The 22,511-nt window shown below is 48.7% G+C and carries 17 protein-coding genes; 5 read left to right on the top strand and 12 right to left on the bottom strand.

Annotated elements, in window-relative coordinates:
- Positions 1 to 2: 2 nt before the first annotated feature.
- The 12 genes from CIK98_RS08685 to CIK98_RS08635 all read right to left on the bottom strand — a co-directional run bounded on the left by CIK98_RS08685 (position 3) and on the right by CIK98_RS08635 (position 15,522).
- The gene (locus CIK98_RS08685) at positions 3 to 1,697 is read right to left on the bottom strand and encodes a SulP family inorganic anion transporter (protein WP_094383846.1); all 1,695 of its coding nucleotides are present in this window, start codon (positions 1,695 to 1,697) and stop codon (positions 3 to 5) included.
- Between the two features lie 2 nt (positions 1,698 to 1,699).
- Entirely contained in the window at positions 1,700 to 2,359 is a 660-nt protein-coding gene (locus tag CIK98_RS08680; protein WP_094383845.1) for a porin family protein, read from the bottom strand.
- Positions 2,360 to 2,407: 48 nt separating this feature from the next.
- Entirely contained in the window at positions 2,408 to 3,019 is a 612-nt protein-coding gene (locus CIK98_RS08675) for a polysaccharide deacetylase family protein (RefSeq protein WP_094383844.1), read from the bottom strand.
- 35 nt (positions 3,020 to 3,054) lie between these two features.
- A complete protein-coding gene (locus CIK98_RS08670; protein ID WP_094383843.1) occupies positions 3,055 to 6,441 on the bottom strand; it encodes a DUF2723 domain-containing protein in 3,387 nt (1,128 codons plus the stop codon).
- Between the two features lie 129 nt (positions 6,442 to 6,570).
- Positions 6,571 to 7,254, bottom strand: a complete 684-nt coding sequence (locus CIK98_RS08665) for a metal ABC transporter ATP-binding protein (RefSeq protein WP_094383842.1) — start codon at positions 7,252 to 7,254, stop codon at positions 6,571 to 6,573.
- The gene (locus tag CIK98_RS17670; protein ID WP_141210480.1) at positions 7,251 to 8,108 is read right to left on the bottom strand and encodes a metal ABC transporter solute-binding protein, Zn/Mn family; all 858 of its coding nucleotides are present in this window, start codon (positions 8,106 to 8,108) and stop codon (positions 7,251 to 7,253) included. Before CIK98_RS17670 ends, CIK98_RS08665 begins: the two co-directional genes overlap by 4 nt.
- Before the next feature lie 22 nt (positions 8,109 to 8,130).
- Entirely contained in the window at positions 8,131 to 8,583 is a 453-nt protein-coding gene (locus CIK98_RS17665) for a YqaA family protein (RefSeq protein WP_141210482.1), read from the bottom strand.
- A 4-nt stretch (positions 8,584 to 8,587) separates the two neighbouring features.
- Positions 8,588 to 9,538, bottom strand: a complete 951-nt coding sequence (locus tag CIK98_RS08655) for a hypothetical protein (protein ID WP_141210479.1) — start codon at positions 9,536 to 9,538, stop codon at positions 8,588 to 8,590.
- Positions 9,539 to 9,603: 65 nt separating this feature from the next.
- Positions 9,604 to 10,875 carry a phosphoribosylamine--glycine ligase gene (gene purD / locus CIK98_RS08650; RefSeq protein WP_094383840.1) on the bottom strand — a complete coding sequence of 424 codons (1,272 nt, stop codon included), beginning with the start codon at positions 10,873 to 10,875 and terminating at the stop codon, positions 9,604 to 9,606.
- Between the two features lie 34 nt (positions 10,876 to 10,909).
- Entirely contained in the window at positions 10,910 to 13,081 is a 2,172-nt protein-coding gene (locus tag CIK98_RS08645; protein ID WP_371683257.1) for a DPP IV N-terminal domain-containing protein, read from the bottom strand.
- A complete protein-coding gene (locus CIK98_RS08640; protein ID WP_094383839.1) occupies positions 13,041 to 14,570 on the bottom strand; it encodes a class I SAM-dependent RNA methyltransferase in 1,530 nt (509 codons plus the stop codon). The genes CIK98_RS08645 and CIK98_RS08640 overlap by 41 nt, the downstream gene beginning before the upstream one ends.
- 61 nt (positions 14,571 to 14,631) lie before the next feature.
- Positions 14,632 to 15,522 (bottom strand): serine O-acetyltransferase, encoded by an 891-nt coding sequence (locus tag CIK98_RS08635; RefSeq protein ID WP_094383838.1) that lies wholly within the window; start codon positions 15,520 to 15,522, stop codon positions 14,632 to 14,634.
- Between the two features lie 215 nt (positions 15,523 to 15,737).
- Between CIK98_RS08635 and CIK98_RS08630 the strand changes: the two genes are divergently transcribed.
- From CIK98_RS08630 to CIK98_RS08615, 5 genes are all read left to right on the top strand, one after another.
- Positions 15,738 to 17,015 (top strand): PAS domain-containing sensor histidine kinase, encoded by a 1,278-nt coding sequence (locus tag CIK98_RS08630; RefSeq protein WP_094383837.1) that lies wholly within the window; start codon positions 15,738 to 15,740, stop codon positions 17,013 to 17,015.
- A gap of 89 nt (positions 17,016 to 17,104) precedes the next feature.
- On the top strand, positions 17,105 to 19,354 hold the full coding sequence (locus CIK98_RS08625; RefSeq protein WP_094383836.1) for an inorganic phosphate transporter: 2,250 nt from the start codon (positions 17,105 to 17,107) through the stop codon (positions 19,352 to 19,354).
- Positions 19,355 to 19,557: 203 nt separating this feature from the next.
- Positions 19,558 to 21,507, top strand: a complete 1,950-nt coding sequence (locus CIK98_RS08620) for a M13-type metalloendopeptidase (RefSeq protein WP_094383835.1) — start codon at positions 19,558 to 19,560, stop codon at positions 21,505 to 21,507.
- A 131-nt stretch (positions 21,508 to 21,638) separates the two neighbouring features.
- Positions 21,639 to 21,764 (top strand): hypothetical protein, encoded by a 126-nt coding sequence (locus CIK98_RS18935; protein ID WP_256387766.1) that lies wholly within the window; start codon positions 21,639 to 21,641, stop codon positions 21,762 to 21,764.
- Positions 21,765 to 21,901: 137 nt separating this feature from the next.
- Entirely contained in the window at positions 21,902 to 22,081 is a 180-nt protein-coding gene (locus CIK98_RS08615) for a hypothetical protein (protein WP_094383834.1), read from the top strand.
- Positions 22,082 to 22,511: the final 430 nt, after the last annotated feature.

Raw genomic sequence — 22,511 nt, 5'->3', positions numbered from 1 at the left:
ATCTAACCTTCAACCTTCAATATTTCCTTTGCCCTTTCGAGAGCGATATTGATGTGGCTGCAGATGTTCTCTTTAGGCACATATTGGTAGAAACCGGCATGTTCGAGAGTATTATGCACTTTCTCCGTCACACCCGACAGCACGATTTCTATACCTTCGTTTTTGCTCATAAGACAGAGGTTGGTGAGGTTGTGAATGCCGGTAGAGTCAACGAAAGGCACTTTTCTCATTCTTATGATACGCACTTTTGGCCTGTCGCCAAAGGCAGCCATGATTTCCTCAAAACGGTTTCCGGCTCCGAAGAAGTACGGTCCGTTGATTTCGTAAACCTCCACACCTTCCGGTATAGAGAGATGTTCAAGGTTGCCTGAGCTCAGTTCGCTCTCTTGGTTAGGGTCAATCTCGTTGAGGATAACCTTCACGTCGGTAGTTTCCGACATGCGTCGCATGAAGAGCAGACAGGCAATGATAAGGCCAACCTCAATGGCAATGGTGAGGTCGAAGATGATGGTGAGGAAGAAGGTGATGAACAGGACGGTGACATCGCTCTTCGGGTTTTTCGTCAAGGCGAGGAAAGATCGCCATCCGCTCATTCCGTAGCTTACAACCACAAGAACTCCGGCAAGACATGCCATTGGGATGTATTGTGCCAGCGGCATGAGGAACAGGAAGATGAGCAGAAGCACGGCGGCATGTATGATGCCGGCAATAGGTGTTCGTCCGCCATTGTTGATGTTGGTCATTGTTCGTGCAATGGCACCTGTGGCTGGTATACCGCCGAAGAGAGGCGAGGCGATGTTGGCGATGCCTTGGGCTATGAGCTCGGTGTTGGAATCGTGGTGGTCGCCCACAACACCATCTGCCACGGTGGCAGACAGCAGCGACTCGATGGCTCCGAGTATGGCAATTGTCAATGCTGGAGATACGAGACCCTTTATTGTTTCCCAATTCATCTCAGGCACCTGTGCCGCCGGCAGTTCGTTGCTGATGGCAAAGCGGTCGCCAATGGTTTCGATGGACATTACACCTGCGAAGTTCTTTAGCAAAAGGGCAAGCACTGTCATTATGATAATGGCAACGAGCGAACCGGGAATCTTCTTGCTGAAACGTGGTGTGATGGCAATGATTACAACGCTGAACACGCCGACCAGTGCACACCAAGGGTCGATGGTGTTGAAGTTGGTGATGTAAACCCACCACTTCTCTATGAAGTCTGACGGCACCTGAGTGAGCGAGAGACCGAAGAGGTCTTTTATCTGTGTAGTGAAGATGGTTACGGCGATACCGCTGGTGAATCCGACTACGATGGGGTAGGGAATATACTTTATGATGGTGCCGAGGCGAAGTACACCGAAGAGCACGAGAAAAGCTCCCGCCATGAGTGTGGCAATGGTAAGGCCTTCAATGCCGTATTGTTGGATTATCCCGTAGATGATGATGATGAAAGCACCGGTTGGTCCGCCGATTTGCACCTTGCTGCCTCCGAATATAGAGATGATAAGACCAGCTACAATGGCAGTGATGATACCTTTTTCGGGAGTCACGCCCGAGGCGATACCGAAGGCGATGGCGAGAGGCAAGGCAACGATGCCCACGATGATACCTGCCATGATGTCAGACATAAGAGTCTGTCGGTTGTAGTTCTTTAATGTCTGTAGCAGCTTTGGCTGGAATATTTTTGCGTCTATTGTTTTCATTCTTAAAAGTTAACTCCAAAATTTAGATTTAGTGTTCCGTTGTGGCATGAGCCGAATTCGTCTTGACTGATGTTTGTGAGTCCGAAGTCATACGAGAGTTCTCCGTATATGATTTGGTAGCTGAATCCGCAACCTATGGTGAGTCCGCCATCGAATCGCTTGAAGTTGAAGTCGGAGAATGCAGACATAGATTGCTTTGTGTTATAGTCCTTGATTTTTCCGCCGATGCCATAGGCGAAATATCCGCCTGCGAAAGGAGTGATACAGAATGGGTCTTCAAGTTCGATGTTGTATTTCAGAAGAATAGGCAGTTTCAGATAGTTAAGGTTGTATTTCAGTTTGCAACCATTTTCAGAGTATTTGCCTCCCTTTTCGGTGTAGAAGAGTCCTGACTCGAGGTAAACGGGCGTGCCGCTTGAGAGTTCATATCCTATTACTGCACCGAGGTTAAGTCCTGAGCGCGAGCCAGGAGCGTCGAGCCGTTCCTCGTCGCTGTTGATGGTAGAGACACTGAGTCCGAGTCTTAGTCCGTAATAAAACTGGTTGTCGGAGCGCCAGTCGTCGCGATAGTTGTTGCTGTTTGATGACTGTCGCCATGTCTGTGCCGTGGCGGTGGTGACAGCCATTAACGCTGTAACGAGAAAAAATACAATCTTTTTCATACTACTATTGTTAAAAAAATATGATTTATGAATTGATAAGCCAATGCTTCAGTCGAATACTTTGAACTCGTAACCCTCAGCCTTGAGCCATTTGATGGCTTCCGGCAGTGCATAGTGCAACTTGTCGATGCTTTTCAGCGAGTCGTGGAATGTGATTATTGAGCCGTTGCGAGTGTATCGTTTCACATTGTTGAGCACGTCTTCGGCAGTCATCCATTTTGAATAGTCGCGTGTGACGAGGTCCCACATTACTATTCTGTACGACCTTCCGAGCCAGAAGTACTGGTCGAGCCTCATCCATCCGTGTGGTGGTCGGAAGAGGTCGGTGTGCAGCAGTTCGTTGGCCTTTTGGGCGTTGTCGCTGTATGTCTTTATGGTGTGACGGAATCCGCCAATGTGGTTGAAGGTGTGGTTGCCGATACGATGACCGGCAGCCACCACCTTATTATATATATCAGGATATTTTCTTACGTTGTCGCCAACCATGAAGAAAGTGGCCTTCACCCCGTGTTCAGCTAGGGTTTTGAGAATGAACGGCGTTGCTTCGGGTATAGGTCCGTCGTCGAAGGTGAGATAGACCGCCTTTACGTGTTTGTCCATTCTCCATGTGGCTCTTGGGTAGAGCCATCGTAGCCATAATGCCGGTTGCTCGATAATCATAAGTTTTCCTTTTTTATGTTATCAGAAAGAGAGTGCTATTCCTCTTCAGATCCGAATTGTCCGCCTTTACCGTGATATAGTTCCACCAGGCTGTTAAGGCGTTTCGCCTTAGCTTCGCTCCATTTTGCGTCAGCCTCTTCAGCGTTCAGCACTATTTGCTGCATAATGTATAAATGTGTCATACATTCACGTTGAGAGCTGAAGAATCTTATACCGTCGAGGCTGCAGTACCAGAGAAGGTATTGCTCCGAGTTTTTCCAAAGGGTATTGAAGAGATTCATTGCCTTTTTCTTTTCTCCCAGTGCCGTGTAGATTCTGGCTTCGTCGAGCGATCCTGACATGTAGTTCAATGGCACGTTATAGCTTGGAATATTTTTGTCGAGATATTCGAGCACTTCTTTCGCCTTTTTAGTCTCGCCTTCGGCCAGCAGGTTGGAGGCGAGTTGGACGAAGATGCGTCGGTGGGTATAGCACATGCGCATTACTGTCTCGTCGAGATAGATGCCAGGCTTGTCGATGCCACCGAACTTGAACTTCTTCATAAGGTTTTCGTATGTACGCTTGGTGTCGAAGTTCTTAGCTCCGGGAGCGTTGGTGGTGAATGGTGTGATGCGGTTGACAAGACCTTCCTGAACGAAGTTGTCGCCGAGGTTCATGTAGTTTTCCTCGCTCACTGTCATTGCCACGTAGATGGGGCGTGTCCAGTTGCATTGGGCAATCATTTCGAGCATCATGAGGTCGCCTTTGTATAGAGCGTTCTTTCCCTTGAGTGAGATGACCATCTTGTCGGGTATAGAGTCGGCAGCCATCATCATTCCGCTTTTCTTCACTGCCTCCTTGTCGATGGTGACATAGAGCGTGTCGGTAGGAATGACGTGTATGTTTCCCTCGTCTCCGGTGAGAATCTTCATCACCTCGCGCTTTTCGGCGCTTACTTCGTTGCGCACCCAGTCCTTGAGCACGTTTTTCAGCTCAAACGGGTTGTCGCCGAAGGCGGCCTTTGCCGTTTCAGGGTCTTCGGCATACCATTGTTTGATGTATTCCTTCACCGTTGGGTCCACCATAACATATTCGTTTGTTCCGGCGCAGTATTGCAGTCGGCTCCATGTTATCGGCACCTTAGGCGAGTCGTATGCCGGACGACACATCTGGTCGATATACCAGTCGGTCTGCAGGTAGCTGAGGTTGCAGACGCGGGCATCGGTGCGGAATCCCTCGACATCTTGGTTGTACCAAAGCGGGAAGGTGTCGTTGTCGCCGTTGGTGAAGATGATTGGGTTGCCTGTTTCCTGAAGCGACATGAGATAGTTTTGTCCGAAGTCGCGGCAGGTGTATCGGCCGCTGCGGTCGTGGTCGTCCCATGTTTGCGATGCCATCTGTACAGGCACTAACAGTGCGATGATGGAAATCACTACGGCAGTTGCGAGATGCTGTCGCTTGAGTTTTGCCGTAAGCATTTCGATGATGGCTGCCACACCCATGCCGCACCAAATGGCGAAGGCATAGAACGAGCCTGCGTAAGCATAGTCGCGCTCGCGGGGCTGAACGGGTGTTTGGTTGAGGTAAACCACGATGGCGAGTCCTGTCATGACGAAGAGGAATGACACTACCCAGAACTGTCGTATGCCCTTTTGTCCTTTTATGAGCGACTGCCAAATGAGGCCGATGATGCCGAGCAGCAGCGGCAGGCAGTAGAACACGTTGTGTCCTTTGTTCTCCTTGAGTTCGTCGGGCAGTTTTGACTGGTCGCCGAGTCTTAAGTTGTCAAACCAGTCGAATCCTGTTATCCAGTTTCCGTGTTCCAGTTCTCCGTTGCCTTGAATGTCGTTTTGTCTTCCGGCAAAGTTCCACATGAAGTATCTCCAGTACATGAAGTTACACTGATATGACAGGAAGAACCTGATGTTTTCCAATTGAGTAGGCATCTTTACGCTGATCATTTCTCCGCATCGGTCGTAAGGCACGTCATATCCTTCCACTCCGCCCATCCAACTCTCGTATGAAGAGGTGTGGGCTGAACTGTACATGCGGGGGAAGAGCATGTTTTGTGCATACTGGTAGTCGTCTTTTGTACGAACCACGAAGTAAGAGTCTTTTTCGTCTTTCGAAGCCTTCTCCTTTCTTTGGTAAACCGGTGCGCCTTTCTTTACCACAGGCCTGCACATGTCGCCGTTCTTGTCGAGTGCCATCTGTGAGGTGTAAGCCTGGCCGTAGAGCAGAGGGCGTGAGCCGTATTGCTCGCGGCTGAGATACTCGCCGAGTGTGAAGATGTCCTCAGGTGAGTTCTGGTCCATCGGCGGGTTGGCAGACGAGCGAATCACGATGAGCGCATAGCTTGAGTAGCCAATCATGAGCATGAGCATGCAGAGCAGCGAGGTGTTCTTGATGCGTGCCGAGACGAGAGCCACACCTTTCTTGTTCTTATACTTTAGTACAAACCAAAGAATGGCGAGCACTACGATGCCTATCACCACAGAGCTCCAACCATAGCCGTAGAAAGGAATTCCAAGCATGGCTATTGAAGCGAGATAAGAGGCGTTCTGTCGTTTCTCGTTCTTGTCGTTGTATGTTTCGCGTATTGCCCAGATGATGCATGCGATGAGTGCGAAGATGTAGATTATCTCGCCTGTGTTGAACGGGCATCCGAGTGTGTTGACGAAGAACAGTTCAAACCATCCTCCAACCCTTACGATTCCAGGCACCACTCCATAGAGCACAGCCGCAAGGATGATGACCGATATGCCGAGTGCGATGAGAGAGCCTTTCAGGTCGCCCTTGCCTTGTGGCTTGGGGAATTTGCGGTAGTAGTATACGAGTACGATGGCAGGTACACATAGCAGGTTGAGCAGGTGAACACCGATGGAAAGTCCTGTCATATACATAATGAGAATGAGCCAGCGGTCGCTGTGCGGTTCGTCGGCATGGTCTTCCCATTTCAGTATAAGCCAGAACACCACGGCGGTGAATGCTGAAGAGTAAGCATAGACCTCGCCTTCTACTGCACTGAACCAGAAGGTGTCGCTGAAAGTATATATGAGGGCGCCTACGAGTCCCGACGCCTCAATGGCAACGGCTTTTGCAGGAGTCAGTTCGTTCCAGCTGTCGATGAGAAGTTTTCTCGTGAGGTGTGAGATGCTCCAGAAGAGGAACATGATGGTAGCCGCCGACAGCAGTGCGCTCATGATGTTGACCATGAGGGCTACTTTAGACGGGTCGTTAACAAACTGCGTAAACAAGTTGGCGGTGAGCATGAAGAAAGGTGCACCAGGCGGGTGTCCGATTTCCAACTTGTACCCTGTAGAGATAAATTCAGGACAGTCCCAGAAACTGGCTGTCGGTTCAATAGTGGAGCAATAAACAAAGGCCGCAATGACAAAAGCGAGCCATCCTAAACAATTGTCCACCAGCTTAAACTGTTTCATTCTTTATACTATTTTTTATTAATTCTGCTATTTGACCGTGCAAAGTTACCTAAAATCGCTTGAAATAAAGAATAATAGGTTGATTTTTTTGTATTTTTTGTATAACAGAACTGCAATAAATAATATTTGTCAAGCATTTGCGGGTCTAACAGTCACCATTTCGTCCACTTCCACTATAGTGTTAGCAATTTGTTGGAGTTCTGCCACGTTGTGGTTAACCATAATGACTGCCCTTGTTTTAGCCATGTCAGTCACCATTTCCACCATCAAGTCTTCCGAATGTCGGTCGATGTAAGTGTTAGGTTCGTCGAGCACCAGCACGTCTGGATTGCTTACGATGGCTCTTGCGAGCAGCACTCTTTGCAGTTGACCTCCGCTGAGAGCCTTTATGTGTCGTTTGGCGAGGTCGGCAATGTGCAGTTTGTCGAGAGCGTCGTATACTTTTTGGTAGTGTGTTTTACCGAATCGTCCGAACAGTCCCTTTTGGCTGTTCAGACCCTGTATCACCACATCTTCAACGAGGATGGGGAATTCGCGGTCGATGTTGTTGTATTGAGGCAAGTATCCGATAGAGATATAGTCAGTTTCCACTCCCTTGCTCCAGTATTTCACCGAACCTTCCATTGGTTGTATTAGTTTGAGCATGGCTTTCAGCAGTGTAGTTTTTCCTCCTCCATTAGGACCAACGATCCCAATGAAGTCGCATTCTTTTACGCTGAGGTTCACGTCTATCACTTGCGGCCTGTTGTCATATCCTGCCGTGAGATGTTCTATGGTGATGATATTGTTCATTTTCTGTCGTTCAGTAGTCATTGTTGTTCCAATTTCGTGGAGTCAGCGAGTGCGTCTGCCACGAGAGTCATCTGTTTGTCCCAATTGTAGTCGAGCGGGTTGATGTCAATGGTTTTCACCCCGGTTTCTATGGTGATTATTTCCTTGTTTCTATTGTCGAACTCTTTTTGCACAAACATGATTTTTGTGTCCAGTTTCTTTGCGTTTGTTATTAGTTTTGCGAGCGAGGCTGCCGAAGGTTCTCTTCCGTCTTCCTCGAGTGCGAGCTGAGTAAGTGAGTATTCCTGTGCGAAATAGGTGAGGGCTGGATGATAGATGATAAACGAGCGGTTGTCGATGTTTTTAAGTTTCTGAGTAATAGAGCTGTTGAGCCTATTTATTGAAGCGACGAGCGAGTCGTATCTTTCCTTGTAATACACCGACGAGCTATTGTCAACCTTTGTCAGTGCAAGATAAATATTGTGTGCAATGACGAGAGCGTTTTTTGTCGACATCCAAGTATGTTCGTCTGTTACACCTCTTTTTGATGTGCTTACGTATTCTATTCCTTCAGATGTGTCGACAATGGTGATATGACTTGTGAGCGTATTGAGTTTTTCCATCCATGTGCGTTCGAATCCGAGGTTTCCCACTTTTACAAACATTACGCTTTTGCTCATGTTCACCATCTGTTGTGCAGTAGGTTCATATGTTTCCGGGCTACTGCCTTTTGGCACGAGCGTAGTGACAGATACCCTGTCGCCGGCAATCTGTTCGACAAAGTATCTTAGAGGCTCTATGGTCACTGTGACCACAGTTTTCTCTCTTTTTGTTTCTTCGCATGCCGCAAGAATGAATGCGAGAGTGAAGAGTGCTATGTATCTTAATATTTTCATTTTTTATATTACTTAACTCCTTTTACAATATCAAGCTTGCCCCGTAGACAAGTAGCATGTATCTGGCGAGTTTGCTGATGGTGACGCTTATCACCACTATCACCACATTGGCCCTCATGAGTCCGAGAGCAACTGTGATGACGTCGCCAATGACAGGAATTACCGAGAGCAGTCCCATCCATGCGCCTTTCCCCGCCATAAACTTGTGAGCCTTGTCGAGGTCTTCCTTTTTCACGTGCAGGTACTTCTCTATCCATTCCATCTTGCCGAGCCTTCCTATTGTGTAGTTGAACATGCTTCCGAGCACGTTTCCTATGGTGCCGTAGGCAATGAGAGCCACAGGGTCAAGCCCCGCAGCCTGCAGTCCAACCATCACTGCCTCGCTGCTGAAAGGCAGAATGCTCGCTGCCAGGAATGCGGCTATAAGCATTCCCATGTAGCCATAGCTCACGAGAAAAGTCATTATTGCTTCCATCATATTATATTATGATATTTACCACTGTGAGCGCCACAATGCCGCATAGCATGGCTATGAACGACAGGTTGGTGACCATGGTGCGTGTGTGGGTTATGTAGTGTGCAATGAGCGGACTGGTGTTAATTACCAGCATTCTGTATGCCATGTCGAAGTGCTGAGGCTGTAGCAGCAGGTACACCACTGAGGCTATGGTGAAGGTGATAAACGTGTCGTAGTACATGCGAGTGTTCACCTTGTCTTCGTTTTTTCTTCTCAAGTAGTGTACGATGCCTGTCGTGGCCAATATCACTGTAAACAGTAGCGAGAGCCATCGGTCGAGTCCTATTGTCGGGTAGATGGCTTCTATGCCTTTGTTGAACACACCGCCGAATATGGGTCCGAACTCTAAGATACTTTCGAAGTGAGCCAACGGAGTGGCTATGTCTTCGGTGAAGACGAAATAAAGTCCGGCAAACCAGTAAGGCACTATCACTCCGAATACGGAAGCTCCGAAAGTGCGCATTGACATCGACCTGAGGCAAAGCCACATGACAATCCAAGACAAAGGCAGGAAGAACAGAGCCTGCACCCACAGAAGACTTGCCACACCCAAAGGCACGAAAGCATAGAAGGTCCACCCCGTAGACAGTCTGTCTTGATATGTCTTGAAGAGCGACATCAGTCCCGCTACAATACATAGTGAGACTATTCCTCCCGCAGCGTCGGAGAAGAGGAAATTGGCTGCACAGGTCTGGGCGAGGAAAGCACACGACACCATTCGGCTGTAAGTTCTGAGCAACACGAAAGTAGTGTTCAGTTCCACCATCAGGTAAGAACTGAACACAAAGCATGTGAACTGCATCCAAAGCCGATGTTCTATTGCACTGCTGAAGCCCCATACCACTAAGGCAATGAGTGCGGTGAGAGGCAGTGATAATCTGCTTCGCGCTATCTTGTTTTGTAAACGCTTCACTTTCTTTATTTATAACTCAAGTGTCTTTAATATTCAACTCTTGAAAGTTAAAGAAGTAGAGTAACTTATTTCAAGTCTTTACCGATGTCGCGGCGGAAGTACTTGTCGGTGAAGCATATTTTCTGAGCTTCCTCAAATGACTTTTGCAGAGCTTCTTCCTTGTTTGCGCCGTAAGAGCTGACAGCAATCACACGGCCGCCGCTGGTTACCACTTCCCCGTCTTTCAATGCCGTTCCGGCGTGGAAGACTATGCTACCTTCCACATTCTCTATGCCGCTGATGGGATAACCTTTCTTGTACGCTTGAGGATAGCCGCCGCTGACGAGCATGACACAAACCGCAGCGCGCTCGTCGAACTCAATGTCTTTTTGGTCGAGGTTTCCTTCAGCCACACCCTCAAACAGGTCGACGATGTCGCTTTTCAATCTTAGCATAACGCTCTCAGTCTCAGGGTCTCCCATTCGGCAGTTGTATTCTATCACCATTGGCTCTCCCTCAACATTGATGAGACCGAAGAAGATGAATCCCTTGTAGAGTATGCCCTCTTCGGCAAGCCCATCGACAGTAGGCTTTATGATTCTGTCTTCTACCTTCTTCATCCATTCCTTTGTGGCGAAAGGTACAGGCGAGACGCTTCCCATACCGCCAGTGTTCAGTCCGGTGTCGCCCTCTCCAATGCGTTTGTAGTCTTTAGCCTCAGGCAGAATCTTATAGTTCTTCCCGTCGGTGAGCACGAACACCGAGCACTCTATGCCGCTGAGGAACTCCTCGATGACCACTTGTGCCGATGCGTTTCCGAACATACCGCCGAGCATTTCCTTCAGTTCCTTCTTTGCCTCTTCGAGAGTAGGCAGGATGAGCACTCCCTTTCCTGCGCATAGTCCGTCGGCCTTCAGAACGTATGGCGCCTTGAGTGTCTCGAGGAATTTCAAGCCTTCTTCAACGGTCGTTCCGTCGAAAGTCTTGTATTTTGCTGTTGGGATGTTGTGTCGCTGCATGAATGCCTTTGCGAAGTCCTTTGAGCCTTCGAGCACTGCTCCAGCCTTTGAAGGTCCTATCACTGGCACATTGCATGTCAACGGGTCGTTGGCAAACTCGTCGTAGATGCCTTTCACCAGTGGGTCTTCCGGCCCCACGACCACCATGTCCACCTTATTTATATATACGAAGTCTTTGATTTTGTCGAATTCGTTAACTCCGATATTCACGTTTTCACCGCAATTTCCAGTACCAGCGTTTCCTGGTGCGATGTAAAGTTTCTCACATTTTTCGCTTTGAGCTATTTTCCAGGCGAGAGCATGTTCGCGTCCGCCGCTTCCTAAAAGTAATATTTTCATAAATCGATATGTTTTGTCCCTTTTTCACTTCCTTTTACTTCAAATAATCCTCAAAATACTGTGTAATTCTCTCGTGAAGATGAACACTGGCATGACCAGCCATGTTGTGTCCCTCGCCAGGATAGACGAAGAAGTCGGGCTGTGTGCCAGCTTCCACGCAGGCGTTGAGGAACTGCAGGGCATGCTGAGGAACAACCGTCGGGTCGTTCATACCTATGATTATCTGCAACTTACCCTTCAGGTTCTTTGCCTGGTTAAGAAGGCTTGTCTTCTCGTAGCCTTCAGCGTTCTGCTCAGGTGTGTCCATATAGCGCTCGCCATACATCACCTCATACCATTTCCAGTCGATGACAGGTCCTCCTGCCACGCCCACCTTGAACACTTCTGGATGGTTGCACATCAGTGTGGTGGTCATAAATCCGCCGAAGCTCCATCCGTGGACGCCGATGCGGTCTTGGTCAACGTAAGGCAGCGACTTTAGGAAATCCACGCCTTTCATCTGGTCAGCCATCTCCACTTGTCCGAGCTGTCTGAATGTAGCCTGTTCGAAGTCGCGTCCGCGTCGCTCGCTTCCGCGGTTGTCGAGAATGAAGAGCAGGTAGCCCTTCTGCGCCATGTAGGTTTCCCAAGAGCGGCTTCCGTAGTGCCATGAGGCATCCACGTTGTGGGCGTGAGGTCCACCATAGACATAGATCACAGTAGGATATTTCTTCTGCGGGTCGAAGCCAATGGGTTTCACCATTCTGTAGTAGAGGTCGGTCTCTCCGTCGGCTGCCTTCAGTGTGCCGCAAGAGTAATCGGGAATGTTGTAGCCCTTCCATGGGTTCTCGGCAGTGAGCAGTCGCGACGCCTTGCCCGTTGCGGTGTTTATGAGGTCGATGTTGCGCGGAGTGTCGGGAGCGGAATATTTGTCTGCCACGAAAGCTCCCGACTCGGAGAGTTGTGCCTGGTGCATGCCTTCTCCGTTGTCTATGCGATGCATCTTCCCGCTTTTCAGGTCAACGGTGTAGATGTTTCTCTGTATTGGGCTGTCGGCATTGGCAAGCACCACTGCTGTCTTTGTCTTCTTGTTGAAGCCCAAGAGGCTCTCTATCACGAAGTTGCCTTTGGTCACCTGTCTCATTGCCTTCTTCTTCAGGTCGTAGAGGTAGAGATGGTTGTAGCCATCCTTCTGACTCTGCATCAGAAACTTTGTCGCGTCCCATGGCAGGAAGGTCAGCGGGTTGAGCGGCTCCACGTATTTCTCGTGTGTCTCGCGGTAGAGCTCTTCTTTTTTCTCGCCAGTTGCAGCGTCGTAGCTCACTAGGCGGCAGTCGTTTTGGTCGCGGTTGAGCTCAAACATGTATATGGTTGTTGCGTCGGGGCTCCACGAGATGTTGGTGAAATAGCGGTCGGTAGGGTCGCCTGCGCTTAGATAGACGGTCTTCTTCGTGTCGAGGTCATACACTCCAACGGTCACCTTGTGGCTCGTCATTCCCGCCATAGGATATTTGTCGGGTTCGAGAGTCGCCTCGCGCTCGAAGGTGTTCACCTGCGGATAGTCGGTCACCATCGACTGGTCCATGCGGTAGAAAGCGAGCCGCTTTCCGTCGGGACTCCAGAAGAGACCTTCCTCAATGCCGAACTCGTTGCGGTGTACGGCTTGTCCATACACTATCTCGCGGCTGCCGTCGGTGGTCAGCTGTGTGTCCACGTTGTTGGCGTCGGTCACGTGGAGCTGGTTGTTTTCTATGTAGGCATGTGCCTTCGACTCATTGCAAAACTTTGTTGCAGAACCGTTGTGCTTGTCGATTTTCCACACCACTTTCTTCATGCTGAAGTCGTAGATCAGTATCGACTTTTTCGACATCAGCAGCACCTCTGTCTTGTCGGCGTAGGGGCAGTTGGCATATAGCAGAGAATAGACCTTGTCGTCCTTGAGCAGTGAGTTCACGTCCTCTATATTAAATAAGGTGTCGCGCTTTGCAGTCTTCATGTCCATGGCTTCAAGGTATTCCACGTCGTGAATGATGAGTTTGTCGCCCCACCAGGAGAGGAACATGTTTTTCGGTGTCATGTTCCTGTAGTTTTTGCCACCGAAGTTTAGGTCTTCGAGTGTGAACTGCTTCAGTTGTTGGGCATTTGCCGTAAAGCCTATTGTAGCCATAATAGCCAGTGCAAGTGTTTTAATCCTCGTCTTCATATCTATCGAATTTTCGTCCTCCATTACCAAAGTTCTTTCCGCCCTTTCGGTCGTTCTTCCAGTCGTTTCTCCTGTCGCCCTTCCAGTCGTTTCTCCTGTCGCCCTTTCGGTCGTTTTTTCTGTCGTTCTTTCGGTCGCCCCTTCTGTCTCTCTTGTCGGCGAAGGAGTCGTCACTGGTGTCGTCTCTGCGTTTTTTGTTGTCGAATCGAGAGAGGTCATATTTATGGAATTTGAACGAGCGTATGTCGCCTTCTTCGTTTTCTTCCGTTTCGTCAAGACGTTTTTTGAACTCCCTGTTTTTCTTAAACCTGTGTTTCTCTCCCATTGCCTTTTTTTCGTCGTCGGTTTTCACAATACCGCCTTCCTCTCGGAATTCCCTAAGTTTTCCGTCAAAAATCTGGTATTTTCTGAGTTCGCACTCGAGCGATCCGTTGTAGAGAGGAATCTTTATCGAAGGCTTCAGTCCTATCTGGTCGAAGCATTCCGAGCGGTAGCTGAGCACCCAAGCGTCGTTGTCGAGGAACTGGTGTTTCAGTCTTTCTCCTATCATGCGGTATGTTCCGAGCAGGTCGGGCGTGGAGATGCGTTCCCCGTATGGCGGGTTGGTCACCATGATGCTCTTCTCCTTAGGCTGCTTGAAGTCCTTGAAGTCGGCACATTCTATGGTGATGCAGTCGGAGAGTCCCGCAGCTTTGACGTTAAGCCTTGCGGTGTTTACAGCTTTCATGTCAATGTCGTAACCATAGATATGGAATTTGTAATCCCTTTCCTCCGAGTCGTCGTTGTAGATGGCGTCGAAGAGGTCGCGATCGAAGTCAGGCCATTTTTCGAATGCGAACTCTTTTCTGAACAGTCCTGGAGCCATGTTTTTTGCTATCAGTGCAGCCTCTATGGCTATTGTGCCCGAACCGCACATAGGGTCGATGAAGTCGGTGTCGCCTTTCCATCCTGTCAAGAGTATGATTCCTGCAGCGAGCACTTCGTTGAGTGGAGCCTCCACGCTTTCCTGTCTGTATCCGCGTCTGTGTAGGCTTTCACCGCTTGAGTCGAGCGAGAGTGTGCATTTATCCTCTGCTATATGGATGTTCAGCCTTATGTCGGGGTTTGCCACGCTGATGTTCGGTCTGGTTCCGGTGGTTTCGCGGAATTGGTCTACTATGGCGTCTTTCACTTTGTAAGCCACGAATTTGGAGTGTCTGAACTCTTCGGAGAATACCACAGAGTCCACGGCAAACGTTTTGTCGTTGCTGAGGAACTGAGTCCAGTCCACCTTTTTCACTCCTTCGTAAACTTCGTCGGGAGTGAGAGCCTTGAAACGAGCGATAGGCTTGAGTATTCTGATAGCGGTGTGCAGTTGGAAGTTGGCTCGGTAAAGCATTTCCTTGTTACCGGTAAACGAGACCATTCTCCGTCCAATTTCCACGTTGTTGGCACCCAGATGTGTGAGTTCCTTTGCCAAGACGGGTTCAAGACCCATGAAAGTCTTGGCAATCATTTCAAATTCTTGTTCCATTAATGTATTGTTATGTTTACTTTTTTTATTTTTTTTGGGGAGTTATGATGGGGAGTTATGATTACTCCTTCTTGTATTTCTTTGAATATGGCTCCATGCTTTCTGTCACCCAGATGTTTGCGCCCACTACAGATCCTTGTCCGATGGTGATTCTTCCGAGTATGGTGGCGTTGGAATAGACTATTACGTTGTCTTCCAGTATCGGGTGTCGTGCTATTCCCTTTATCGGGTTGCCATTATCGTCGAGGGGGAAGCTTTTAGCCCCGAGGGTCACTCCTTGGTATAGTTTCACGTAGTTACCTATGATACATGTAGCTCCTATCACCACTCCTGTACCGTGGTCGATGGTGAAGTGGTGTCCGATGGTGGCTGCGGGATGAATGTCGATGCCCGTTTCCGAGTGAGCCATTTCCGAAATTATTCTTGGTATGAGCGGCACTCCGATGGTGTGCAGCCTGTGGGCTATGCGGTAGTTTGTGAGTGCTTTTATCACCGGATAGCAGGAAATGATTTCCCCGAAGCTTTCTGCCGCGGGGTCGCCGTTGAAAGCAGCTTCCACGTCGGTGGCGAGAGTCTTCCTTATTTCCGGCAGGTCGGCTATGAGTTGCATGGCCATCTCCTTGGCCTTCAGCTTGCATGGGGTGTTTTCCCCTTTCCCTGCGTTCGGGCAGCAGAAGCACAGTCCGGCCAAGATTTGCTCTTCAAGCAGTTTCGACAGTCGTTCCACTGCCATTCCGATGTGGTATCTAATAGTGTGCTTGTTGATTTTTGACTTGCCATAATATCCAGGGAAGATAATGGCTCTTGACAAATCGATAATTTCTTCGAGCACTTTGCCCGAAGGTAGCGGATTGCCATCCTGATGCTGATGGAAGAGTCCTTTCAGAGATGCAGGGTCGGACAATTGGTCGACTGCTCTCGTCAGTATCTCTGTGTATGTAGAACTGCCCATGCTTTCTGTAACAATATTTTTTCGGTACAAAGTTACTTTAAAAAAACGATTCTGCAAAGCGATTGGCGTTTTTTTCGTAAAAAATCCCCTCTTTTTTCATTAGATATAGGTGAAAAATGAGTAAACCAACATTTTTTTTCCTCTTTTCCTTGCTATCATAGGAAAATATTCCTAACTTTGTAGTCCAAAAGAGAAAAGTATAATATTGAAGTAGTATGAATATTTTTTGCGACGCAACGACTAATACATTCCTTCATGGCAACTTTACCTATTTCGTGTTGTTGATGGCAGGATTGGTAGTGATCTTCATCCTCGTGGGGTTTATCATACAACAGAAGAAAACACGCGAGATCATGGAGCGCGAGCTTGCTCATCTGGCTTCCATAGAGGGAAAGGACGTCGAGTACGAACTCATCATACAAGCCATGAAGCTCGCCACATGGCATATTGACCTTGAAACGATGGAGATTGTGTTCGACAACGACTATCGTGAGGAGCAAGGACTTTTCTCGCCGAAGCCTGACACGAGAATGATGCAGGTGTATGAAATCGTTCACCCCGACGACCGAGAAACAATCAAGACACAGATAAAAGACCTAATCGAAGGAAGAACAGACCTTGTGAACGCCCAGTTTCGCATGATGCAGACAAACGACAAATACTATTGGGAAGAAATCTACTGCACCGTGGCTGAACGTGACGACGAGGGAAAGCCCGCTGTCATCGTGGGCACGTCGATGTGTATAGAAGACAGAAAGAAGAAAGAACGCGAACTCATCAACGCAAGAAAGCACGCAGAGGAGAGCGACCGCCTGAAGTCGGCCTTCATCAGCAACATCAGCCACGAAGTGCGTACACCGCTCAACGCCATCATCGGCTTTACCGACATTATGCCCATGGTGACCGACGAGCAGGAGCGGGCAAACCTCATGTCGATAGTGAAAGAAAACAACTCCAAGCTGCTGAGAATTTTTGAAGACATGATGAACATTTCGAAAATTGAAGCCAAAGACGAAAATCAGAAACTTAACATCGAGAAGTTTAACCTCGTCGCCCTCATGGAGCAGTGTGTGGCCAAATGCTCAAACAATAATACCAATCCAAACATTGATATAGAGTTTATATCAAAGGAAACGTCGGTGGAAGTCAATACCGACCGGGAACGCGTGGAATACATCGTGCGCCACTTCGTGGAAAACGCCATGAAGTTCACAACGCAAGGAAGCATCACGGCAGGACTCTCCGTCACCTCCAGCAACCGCTTGCGCCTCTGGGTCACCGATACAGGCATAGGCATCGACAAAGAGCATCACGACCTCATCTTCGAGCGATTCTATAAGGTCGACTCCTTTGTGCAGGGAGCAGGACTCGGGCTCGCCGTATGCCGCAGCTTCGCCCTCAGCCTTGGCGGCGACGTAGATTTTGAGTCAGAGCCAGGCAAGGGCAGCTCCTTCTGGCTTGAGATTCCAAACGACGTAACCAAGGCAAATTGACAATCTTAACAGAAATGTAACATCTGTTTAAATACCATGTAACATAGAGTCACTACTTTTGCACGCAGAAATCAAAAGTAGTGACATTTATGGAATTTTTTTATCTCTCCATTGTGGTCTTCCTGCTTGTGTTGGCAGTGTTCGACCTCTTCGTAGGCGTCAGCAACGACGCGGTGAATTTCCTCAATTCTGCCATCGGAGCAAAGGTGGCAAAGTTCAAAACCATTATGCTCATAGCCTCCATGGGTGTGGTAGTGGGAGCCGTGATGAGTGCCGGAATGATGGACGTGGCACGACATGGCATCATGCATCCCGCCAACTATTCGTTCCACGAGGTGATGACCATCTTCCTTGCGGTGATGGTGACCGACGTGATCATTCTCGACATGTTCAACACTCTCGGCCTGCCAACCTCAACCACCGTCTCGCTCGTGTTTGAACTCCTCGGAGGTACATTCATCCTCGCCCTGCTGAAAATGAACGCCGACGGCAATCTCACCTTCGACGACCTGCTGAACAGCGACAAGGCACTGAGCGTCATCATAGCCATCTTCGTCAGTGTGGCCATCGCCTTCTTCACCGGAGTCCTGGTGATGTGGATTTCAAGACTTATCTTCACCTTCAACTATAAGAAGCAGCTGCGATACACCGTGGGAGTGTTTGGCGGCGTGGCATTCGCAGTACTCTCATACTTTATATTTATAAAAGGTGTATCAAAGTCGCCATTCATCAGTCCCGACGTGAAAGATTGGATTATGGCCAACACAGGATTGCTCATGCTCGCCATCTTCATCTTCGGCACTCTGCTCATGCAGTCGCTCCACTGGCTGCGCTTCAACGTGTTCAAGATCATTGTGCTCATGGGCACCTTCGCCCTCGCCATGGCATTCGCCGGCAACGACCTTGTCAACTTCATCGGCGTTCCTATGGCAGGTCTCGACTCTTACCAAGACTTCGTGGCCAATGGCAGTGGCGACGACGACTCCTTTATGATGACCTCGCTCATGACCTCAGCCAAGACCCCGTTCCTCTATCTGCTCGGAGCCGGAGCAATCATGATTATAGCCATGACCACCTCAAAGAAGGCGCAAAACGTGGTGAAGACCAGTGTAGACCTGGCACGACAGGACGAGGGCAACGAAATGTTCGGCTCGTCGAAGGCCGCACGCAGTATAGTCCGCGCCACTCAAGACATGGGCAGCTTCGTCAACAGATACATGCCGGCAAGCGTGGCACGATGGATTGACTCACGCTTCCATAAAGAAGAAGTGATACTTGAAGATGGGGCTGCGTTCGACATGGTGAGAGCCGCCGTCAACCTCGTGCTGGCTTCGGTGCTCATCGTAGTGGGCACAACATATAAGCTGCCACTCTCCACCACCTACGTCACCTTCATGGTGGCCATGGGTTCGTCGCTTGCCGACCGCGCATGGAGCCGCGAGAGCGCTGTGTTCCGCGTCACGGGTGTCTTGTCTGTCATCGGTGGATGGTTCATCACAGCAGGCGTGGCGTTTGCAGTGTGTGCCATAGTATGCATGTCGATGTATCTCGGAGGATTCCTCGTAATGTTCCTGTTCATGGCGTTGGCCATATTCCTTGTAGTGAAGAGCCAGATAGCTTACGCACGCAAGTCGCGCGAAGAGAAGAAAGACAGCGTGTTTGTACTTATGATGCGCACCAAAGACCCCGAGATTGTGCTCGACCTTCTCGAAAAGCATGTCTCGCGCACTCAGAGCTTCGTCAGCCGATTTGCCCTTGAGCACTTCAACCTCATACTCGACGGACTCACCGCCGAAAACCGCCATTTGCTCCGCCGCTGCAAGCGCGATCTCGACAACGAGCACGCCCAGCTGAAGAAATACCGACGCAAGGAGATGCTCGCCCTAAAACGAGTGCCGGCAGACGTGGCATTGGAACGCAACACATGGTTCCACTTAGGCGCAAATAGCGACCAGCAGTTCATCTACTGTCTCAAGCGACTCCTCGAACCGGTAAAAGAGCATGTAGAAAACAATTTCAACCCCATACCACGCATTTATTCTGAAGAGTTCACGCCGTTGCGTCATCAGATAGAGGAGCTCATGAAGCGCACTGAAGCCATGCTGTGCAGTGGACGTTTCACAGCCTACGACGAAGTGCTGGCCGATGCCGACCGACTCAAAGACGAACTCTCTGTAGTGCGCAAGCGTCATTTCGACCGTATGCAGCGCGATTTCGACAACAACAACCTGAAGATTTCCCTCGTATATCTCAACATTCTTCAGGAGAGTCAGGAGTTCCTGAGCATCATGCGCCACCAGCTTCGCGCCGCCAACCGCTTCTACGGAAAAAACAGGTAAACTCGAAAAAACGCTGTCACGCCTGTCACGCTGTCACGCTTCCGTTCCTAAAAACGCAAGCGTGGCAGCTTTTTTTCCACCCTCCCGAAATTTTTTCCCAATTATGTTTGGAGAGAAAAGAAAATAAACTTATCTTTGCAGCGAGTTTATAAGAATAAACGTGATTTTGAACGGGTTTAGGAAACAAATAAACATCAATCAATATGAAATCTACATTATCAATTATTGCACTCGCACTGACAATGGTGCTTACGTCATGTACAGTCAGCGACATCCCCGTGTCGGCAGTCGATGAAGGCCAATGGGCCATCGACGAAAGCTATATGGACACAAGCGTCAACCCCGGCAACGACTTCTTCATGTATTGCAACGGAGGATTCTGGAGAAACAATCCTGCCGTCGGATACGAATATTATGGAATTAACCAGGAGGCGAGAATTGACGCGTATAACAGGATGAGTGCCCTCACGCTGCCGTCGTTTGAAAAAATCAAAACCGACATCGACCGCATCGCAGATACTCAGTCAGAGGCAGGGAAAACCATACAAGGCGCGCTCGACCGAATTTCAGCCGTCACCACGCAAGAGGAGGCATGGAAGCTGATGGGACAACTCATGGCGGAAGGATTCCAGACTCCTGTAGACTTGGAAATTTTCTCGAAAGATGGCAAAATGGCTTTCGCCTTATACTTGGATGAAGACTTTGAATGGTATGCTAAAGAAAACTCAAAGGCCAAGGCCGACATGAATGTCGACATGCCGATGAGGCGACAAGCCGACGTGTACATGGGACTCCTGGACAATCCAGGACTCGTTGCCGCCATGCAACCCGTGAAGGCCCACACAAGAGCCGTGGCCACGAAGGAATATCAGATGTACATCAAATTCTGCGAGGGACTTGGCGTGTCGCCCGACAATCTCTATGGCATCGCCGACATGCCTGACATAGAAAAAGATGATGATTCTACCTACAATTTTGAGAAACTGAAGGAACTTCAAAACGCACCCTTGGACGACTTGGTAAAGATGATGAAGGATAAGGTGGAAAACGACGCCTTCCTCGCCTCGCCGGATGCTTTCGAATCCTTGCTCGGCAAAGGATATGGCGAGAGTGAAAAAATTTATATGATAAACAAAATCAATTCGAGGTACCTTTTATATGAGCAAGCGCGCCACTACGCCGATGCGTACGTCACGCCGGAAATGAAAGCCACTGTCCTCGCAAGATGCGAGGAACTGCGCCAGGCCTTCATCAAGCGCATTGGAGATAACACATGGATTAGCGACGCGTCGAAGGAAAGAATGATGGACAAAATCAACGATATTGGGTTCAGCGTGGGATATCCAGACCAATGGCTCGACTGGAAGGAACTCACCACACAACCTTCCTTCCTCGACGACATCGTTGCGCTCCGCAGCGCAAAAGTGGGGCTTTATAAACAATTATTTGGAAAGGATACACATCAGGTTTGTTTTAATTTTGTGTTGCTATTAGAGAACATAATGACTCCAACAAACATCTACTTTCCTGACTTTAACGAAGTGGTTGTATTGCCCGCAAACATGATGGAACCGTTCTCCAGCCCTACATACAACCAGGCTGCAAACTACGCTACGTCATATCTTTTCGCACATGAGATAATACACGCCTTCGACTCAAATTGTTCTCTTTATGACAAATACGGCAACCATAGGGAGATATTCGCCAACGAGGACGACAAAAAGGAATACCAGAACAGGACACAGCAGCTGGTTGACTGCTTCAACGCACTCGAGGTAATGCCCAACGGGGAACTGCCTGGAGTCTGCTGCGACGGTAAATTTACCCTCTCTGAGAACATTGCCGACCTCGGCGGATTCATGGTGGCTTACGACGCATACAAGAACTATCTGAAAAACAACGGATTCCGAGGCGAGGAACTTGTCAGGCAGAAACGCCTCTTCTATCAGGCTTACGCCAATCTGTGGCGAAGCAGTTATTCGGTAGACTTCGCCCTGTTATTCACCGTCGGACCTCATCAGGATGTGCATGCTATGGAACGCGAGCGTGTCAATGGCATCGTGATGAACACCGACGACTGGTACGAGCTTTTCGGTGTGAAGCCAACAGACAAACTGTATGTCGCTCCGGAAAAAAGAATTGTAATTTGGTAACTTTTCCCGTCTTGGCCGACATTTTTCCCGTTTTGGCTCGACGGTTTCAATTTTAATCCGTAACTTTGCAGAAGAAAAGCTGCATTTTCTTTGCAGCAGAATTTTTTAAACGAATTAAAACATTTATAATTATGGAAGAAAAAGAACAGAAAAAACAGGTGCTCGACGAGCAGCAAGAGGAAGAAGTGAACGGTGGAATACTAAAAAAACTTCGAGGCATATTTGTCGAGGGTCCAGACGTGGAAATTCACGCCTGAACAAATAAATAATTCAACTTTCGCAAGTAGTAAAAGGTAGATAACTTCTCTTAACTCCTTCTAACTCCATAAGTTGAGCACATGCGAAAGATGAATAAATAATAATATATTGTTGAACTTTAAAAATTAAATTAATTATGGAAAAAGAACAGAAGAAACAGTTGCTCGACGATGAGCTGATGGACGAGGTTGCTGGTGGTGGTGCAGGCCTAATACCTAATGAATGTGGGGATTTCACTGGTGATAGTTATTACGCACATGGTACAACTATTTTTGGTGGAAGAGGTTCTGTACACAGTGATTCTGGCCTCAAGTAATCCCCTGTAAAAGCCATCAGTCCAGATTGTGGGTTTCGGGGGCTTAGGCAATCCCGACGACACGAAGGATTATGAACTTGTTTACATCTGCGGTTTGCCGCCGAAAGGGCGGTGGGGCTGCGGATGTAAAATGAGCACAGTACCAAAAGAATAAATCTGTAACTTTGCAGAAATTTTAAACGAATTAAAACATTTATAATTATGGAAGAAAAAGAACAGAAAAAACAGGTGCTCGACGAGCAGCAAGAGGAAGAAGTGAACGGCGGACTTATGCCTCCTCCCCGTCCAAACGATCCGTTTAGGACAAGAAAAAGATAGTCATTCCCCAAGTAAAAGCCATCAATCCTGATTGTAGTTTTCGGGGTATAGACAATCCCGAAAGCATGAAGGATTATGAACTTGTTTTACATCCGCGGTTTGCCGCCGAAAG

Origin of the sequence: Prevotella sp. P2-180 (assembly GCF_002251435.1) — a bacterium.
In the GTDB taxonomy this organism is placed as follows: domain Bacteria; phylum Bacteroidota; class Bacteroidia; order Bacteroidales; family Bacteroidaceae; genus Prevotella.
Note: the sequence above shows the minus strand (reverse complement) of the source record. Positions and strands in the feature narration are given on the sequence as shown.

What these genes read in the sequence shown, in the direction of transcription:
- CIK98_RS08665 (WP_094383842.1), bottom strand. Translation starts at nt 7,254, where the DNA reads ATGACTACTGAACGACAGAAAATGAACAATATCATCACCATAGAACAT.
- CIK98_RS17665 (WP_141210482.1), bottom strand. Translation starts at nt 8,583, where the DNA reads ATGGAAGCAATAATGACTTTTCTCGTGAGCTATGGCTACATGGGAATG.
- CIK98_RS08635 (WP_094383838.1), bottom strand. Translation starts at nt 15,522, where the DNA reads ATGGGCAGTTCTACATACACAGAGATACTGACGAGAGCAGTCGACCAA.
- CIK98_RS08685 (WP_094383846.1), bottom strand. Translation starts at nt 1,697, where the DNA reads ATGAAAACAATAGACGCAAAAATATTCCAGCCAAAGCTGCTACAGACA.
- CIK98_RS17670 (WP_141210480.1), bottom strand. Translation starts at nt 8,108, where the DNA reads ATGAAAATATTAAGATACATAGCACTCTTCACTCTCGCATTCATTCTT.
- CIK98_RS08615 (WP_094383834.1), top strand. Translation starts at nt 21,902, where the DNA reads ATGGAAAAAGAACAGAAGAAACAGTTGCTCGACGATGAGCTGATGGAC.
- purD (WP_094383840.1), bottom strand. Translation starts at nt 10,875, where the DNA reads ATGAAAATATTACTTTTAGGAAGCGGCGGACGCGAACATGCTCTCGCC.
- CIK98_RS18935 (WP_256387766.1), top strand. Translation starts at nt 21,639, where the DNA reads ATGGAAGAAAAAGAACAGAAAAAACAGGTGCTCGACGAGCAGCAAGAG.
- CIK98_RS08640 (WP_094383839.1), bottom strand. Translation starts at nt 14,570, where the DNA reads ATGGAACAAGAATTTGAAATGATTGCCAAGACTTTCATGGGTCTTGAA.
- CIK98_RS08675 (WP_094383844.1), bottom strand. Translation starts at nt 3,019, where the DNA reads ATGATTATCGAGCAACCGGCATTATGGCTACGATGGCTCTACCCAAGA.
- CIK98_RS08670 (WP_094383843.1), bottom strand. Translation starts at nt 6,441, where the DNA reads ATGAAACAGTTTAAGCTGGTGGACAATTGTTTAGGATGGCTCGCTTTT.
- CIK98_RS08680 (WP_094383845.1), bottom strand. Translation starts at nt 2,359, where the DNA reads ATGAAAAAGATTGTATTTTTTCTCGTTACAGCGTTAATGGCTGTCACC.
- CIK98_RS08625 (WP_094383836.1), top strand. Translation starts at nt 17,105, where the DNA reads ATGGAATTTTTTTATCTCTCCATTGTGGTCTTCCTGCTTGTGTTGGCA.
- CIK98_RS08645 (WP_371683257.1), bottom strand. Translation starts at nt 13,081, where the DNA reads ATGGAGGACGAAAATTCGATAGATATGAAGACGAGGATTAAAACACTT.
- CIK98_RS08630 (WP_094383837.1), top strand. Translation starts at nt 15,738, where the DNA reads ATGAATATTTTTTGCGACGCAACGACTAATACATTCCTTCATGGCAAC.
- CIK98_RS08620 (WP_094383835.1), top strand. Translation starts at nt 19,558, where the DNA reads ATGAAATCTACATTATCAATTATTGCACTCGCACTGACAATGGTGCTT.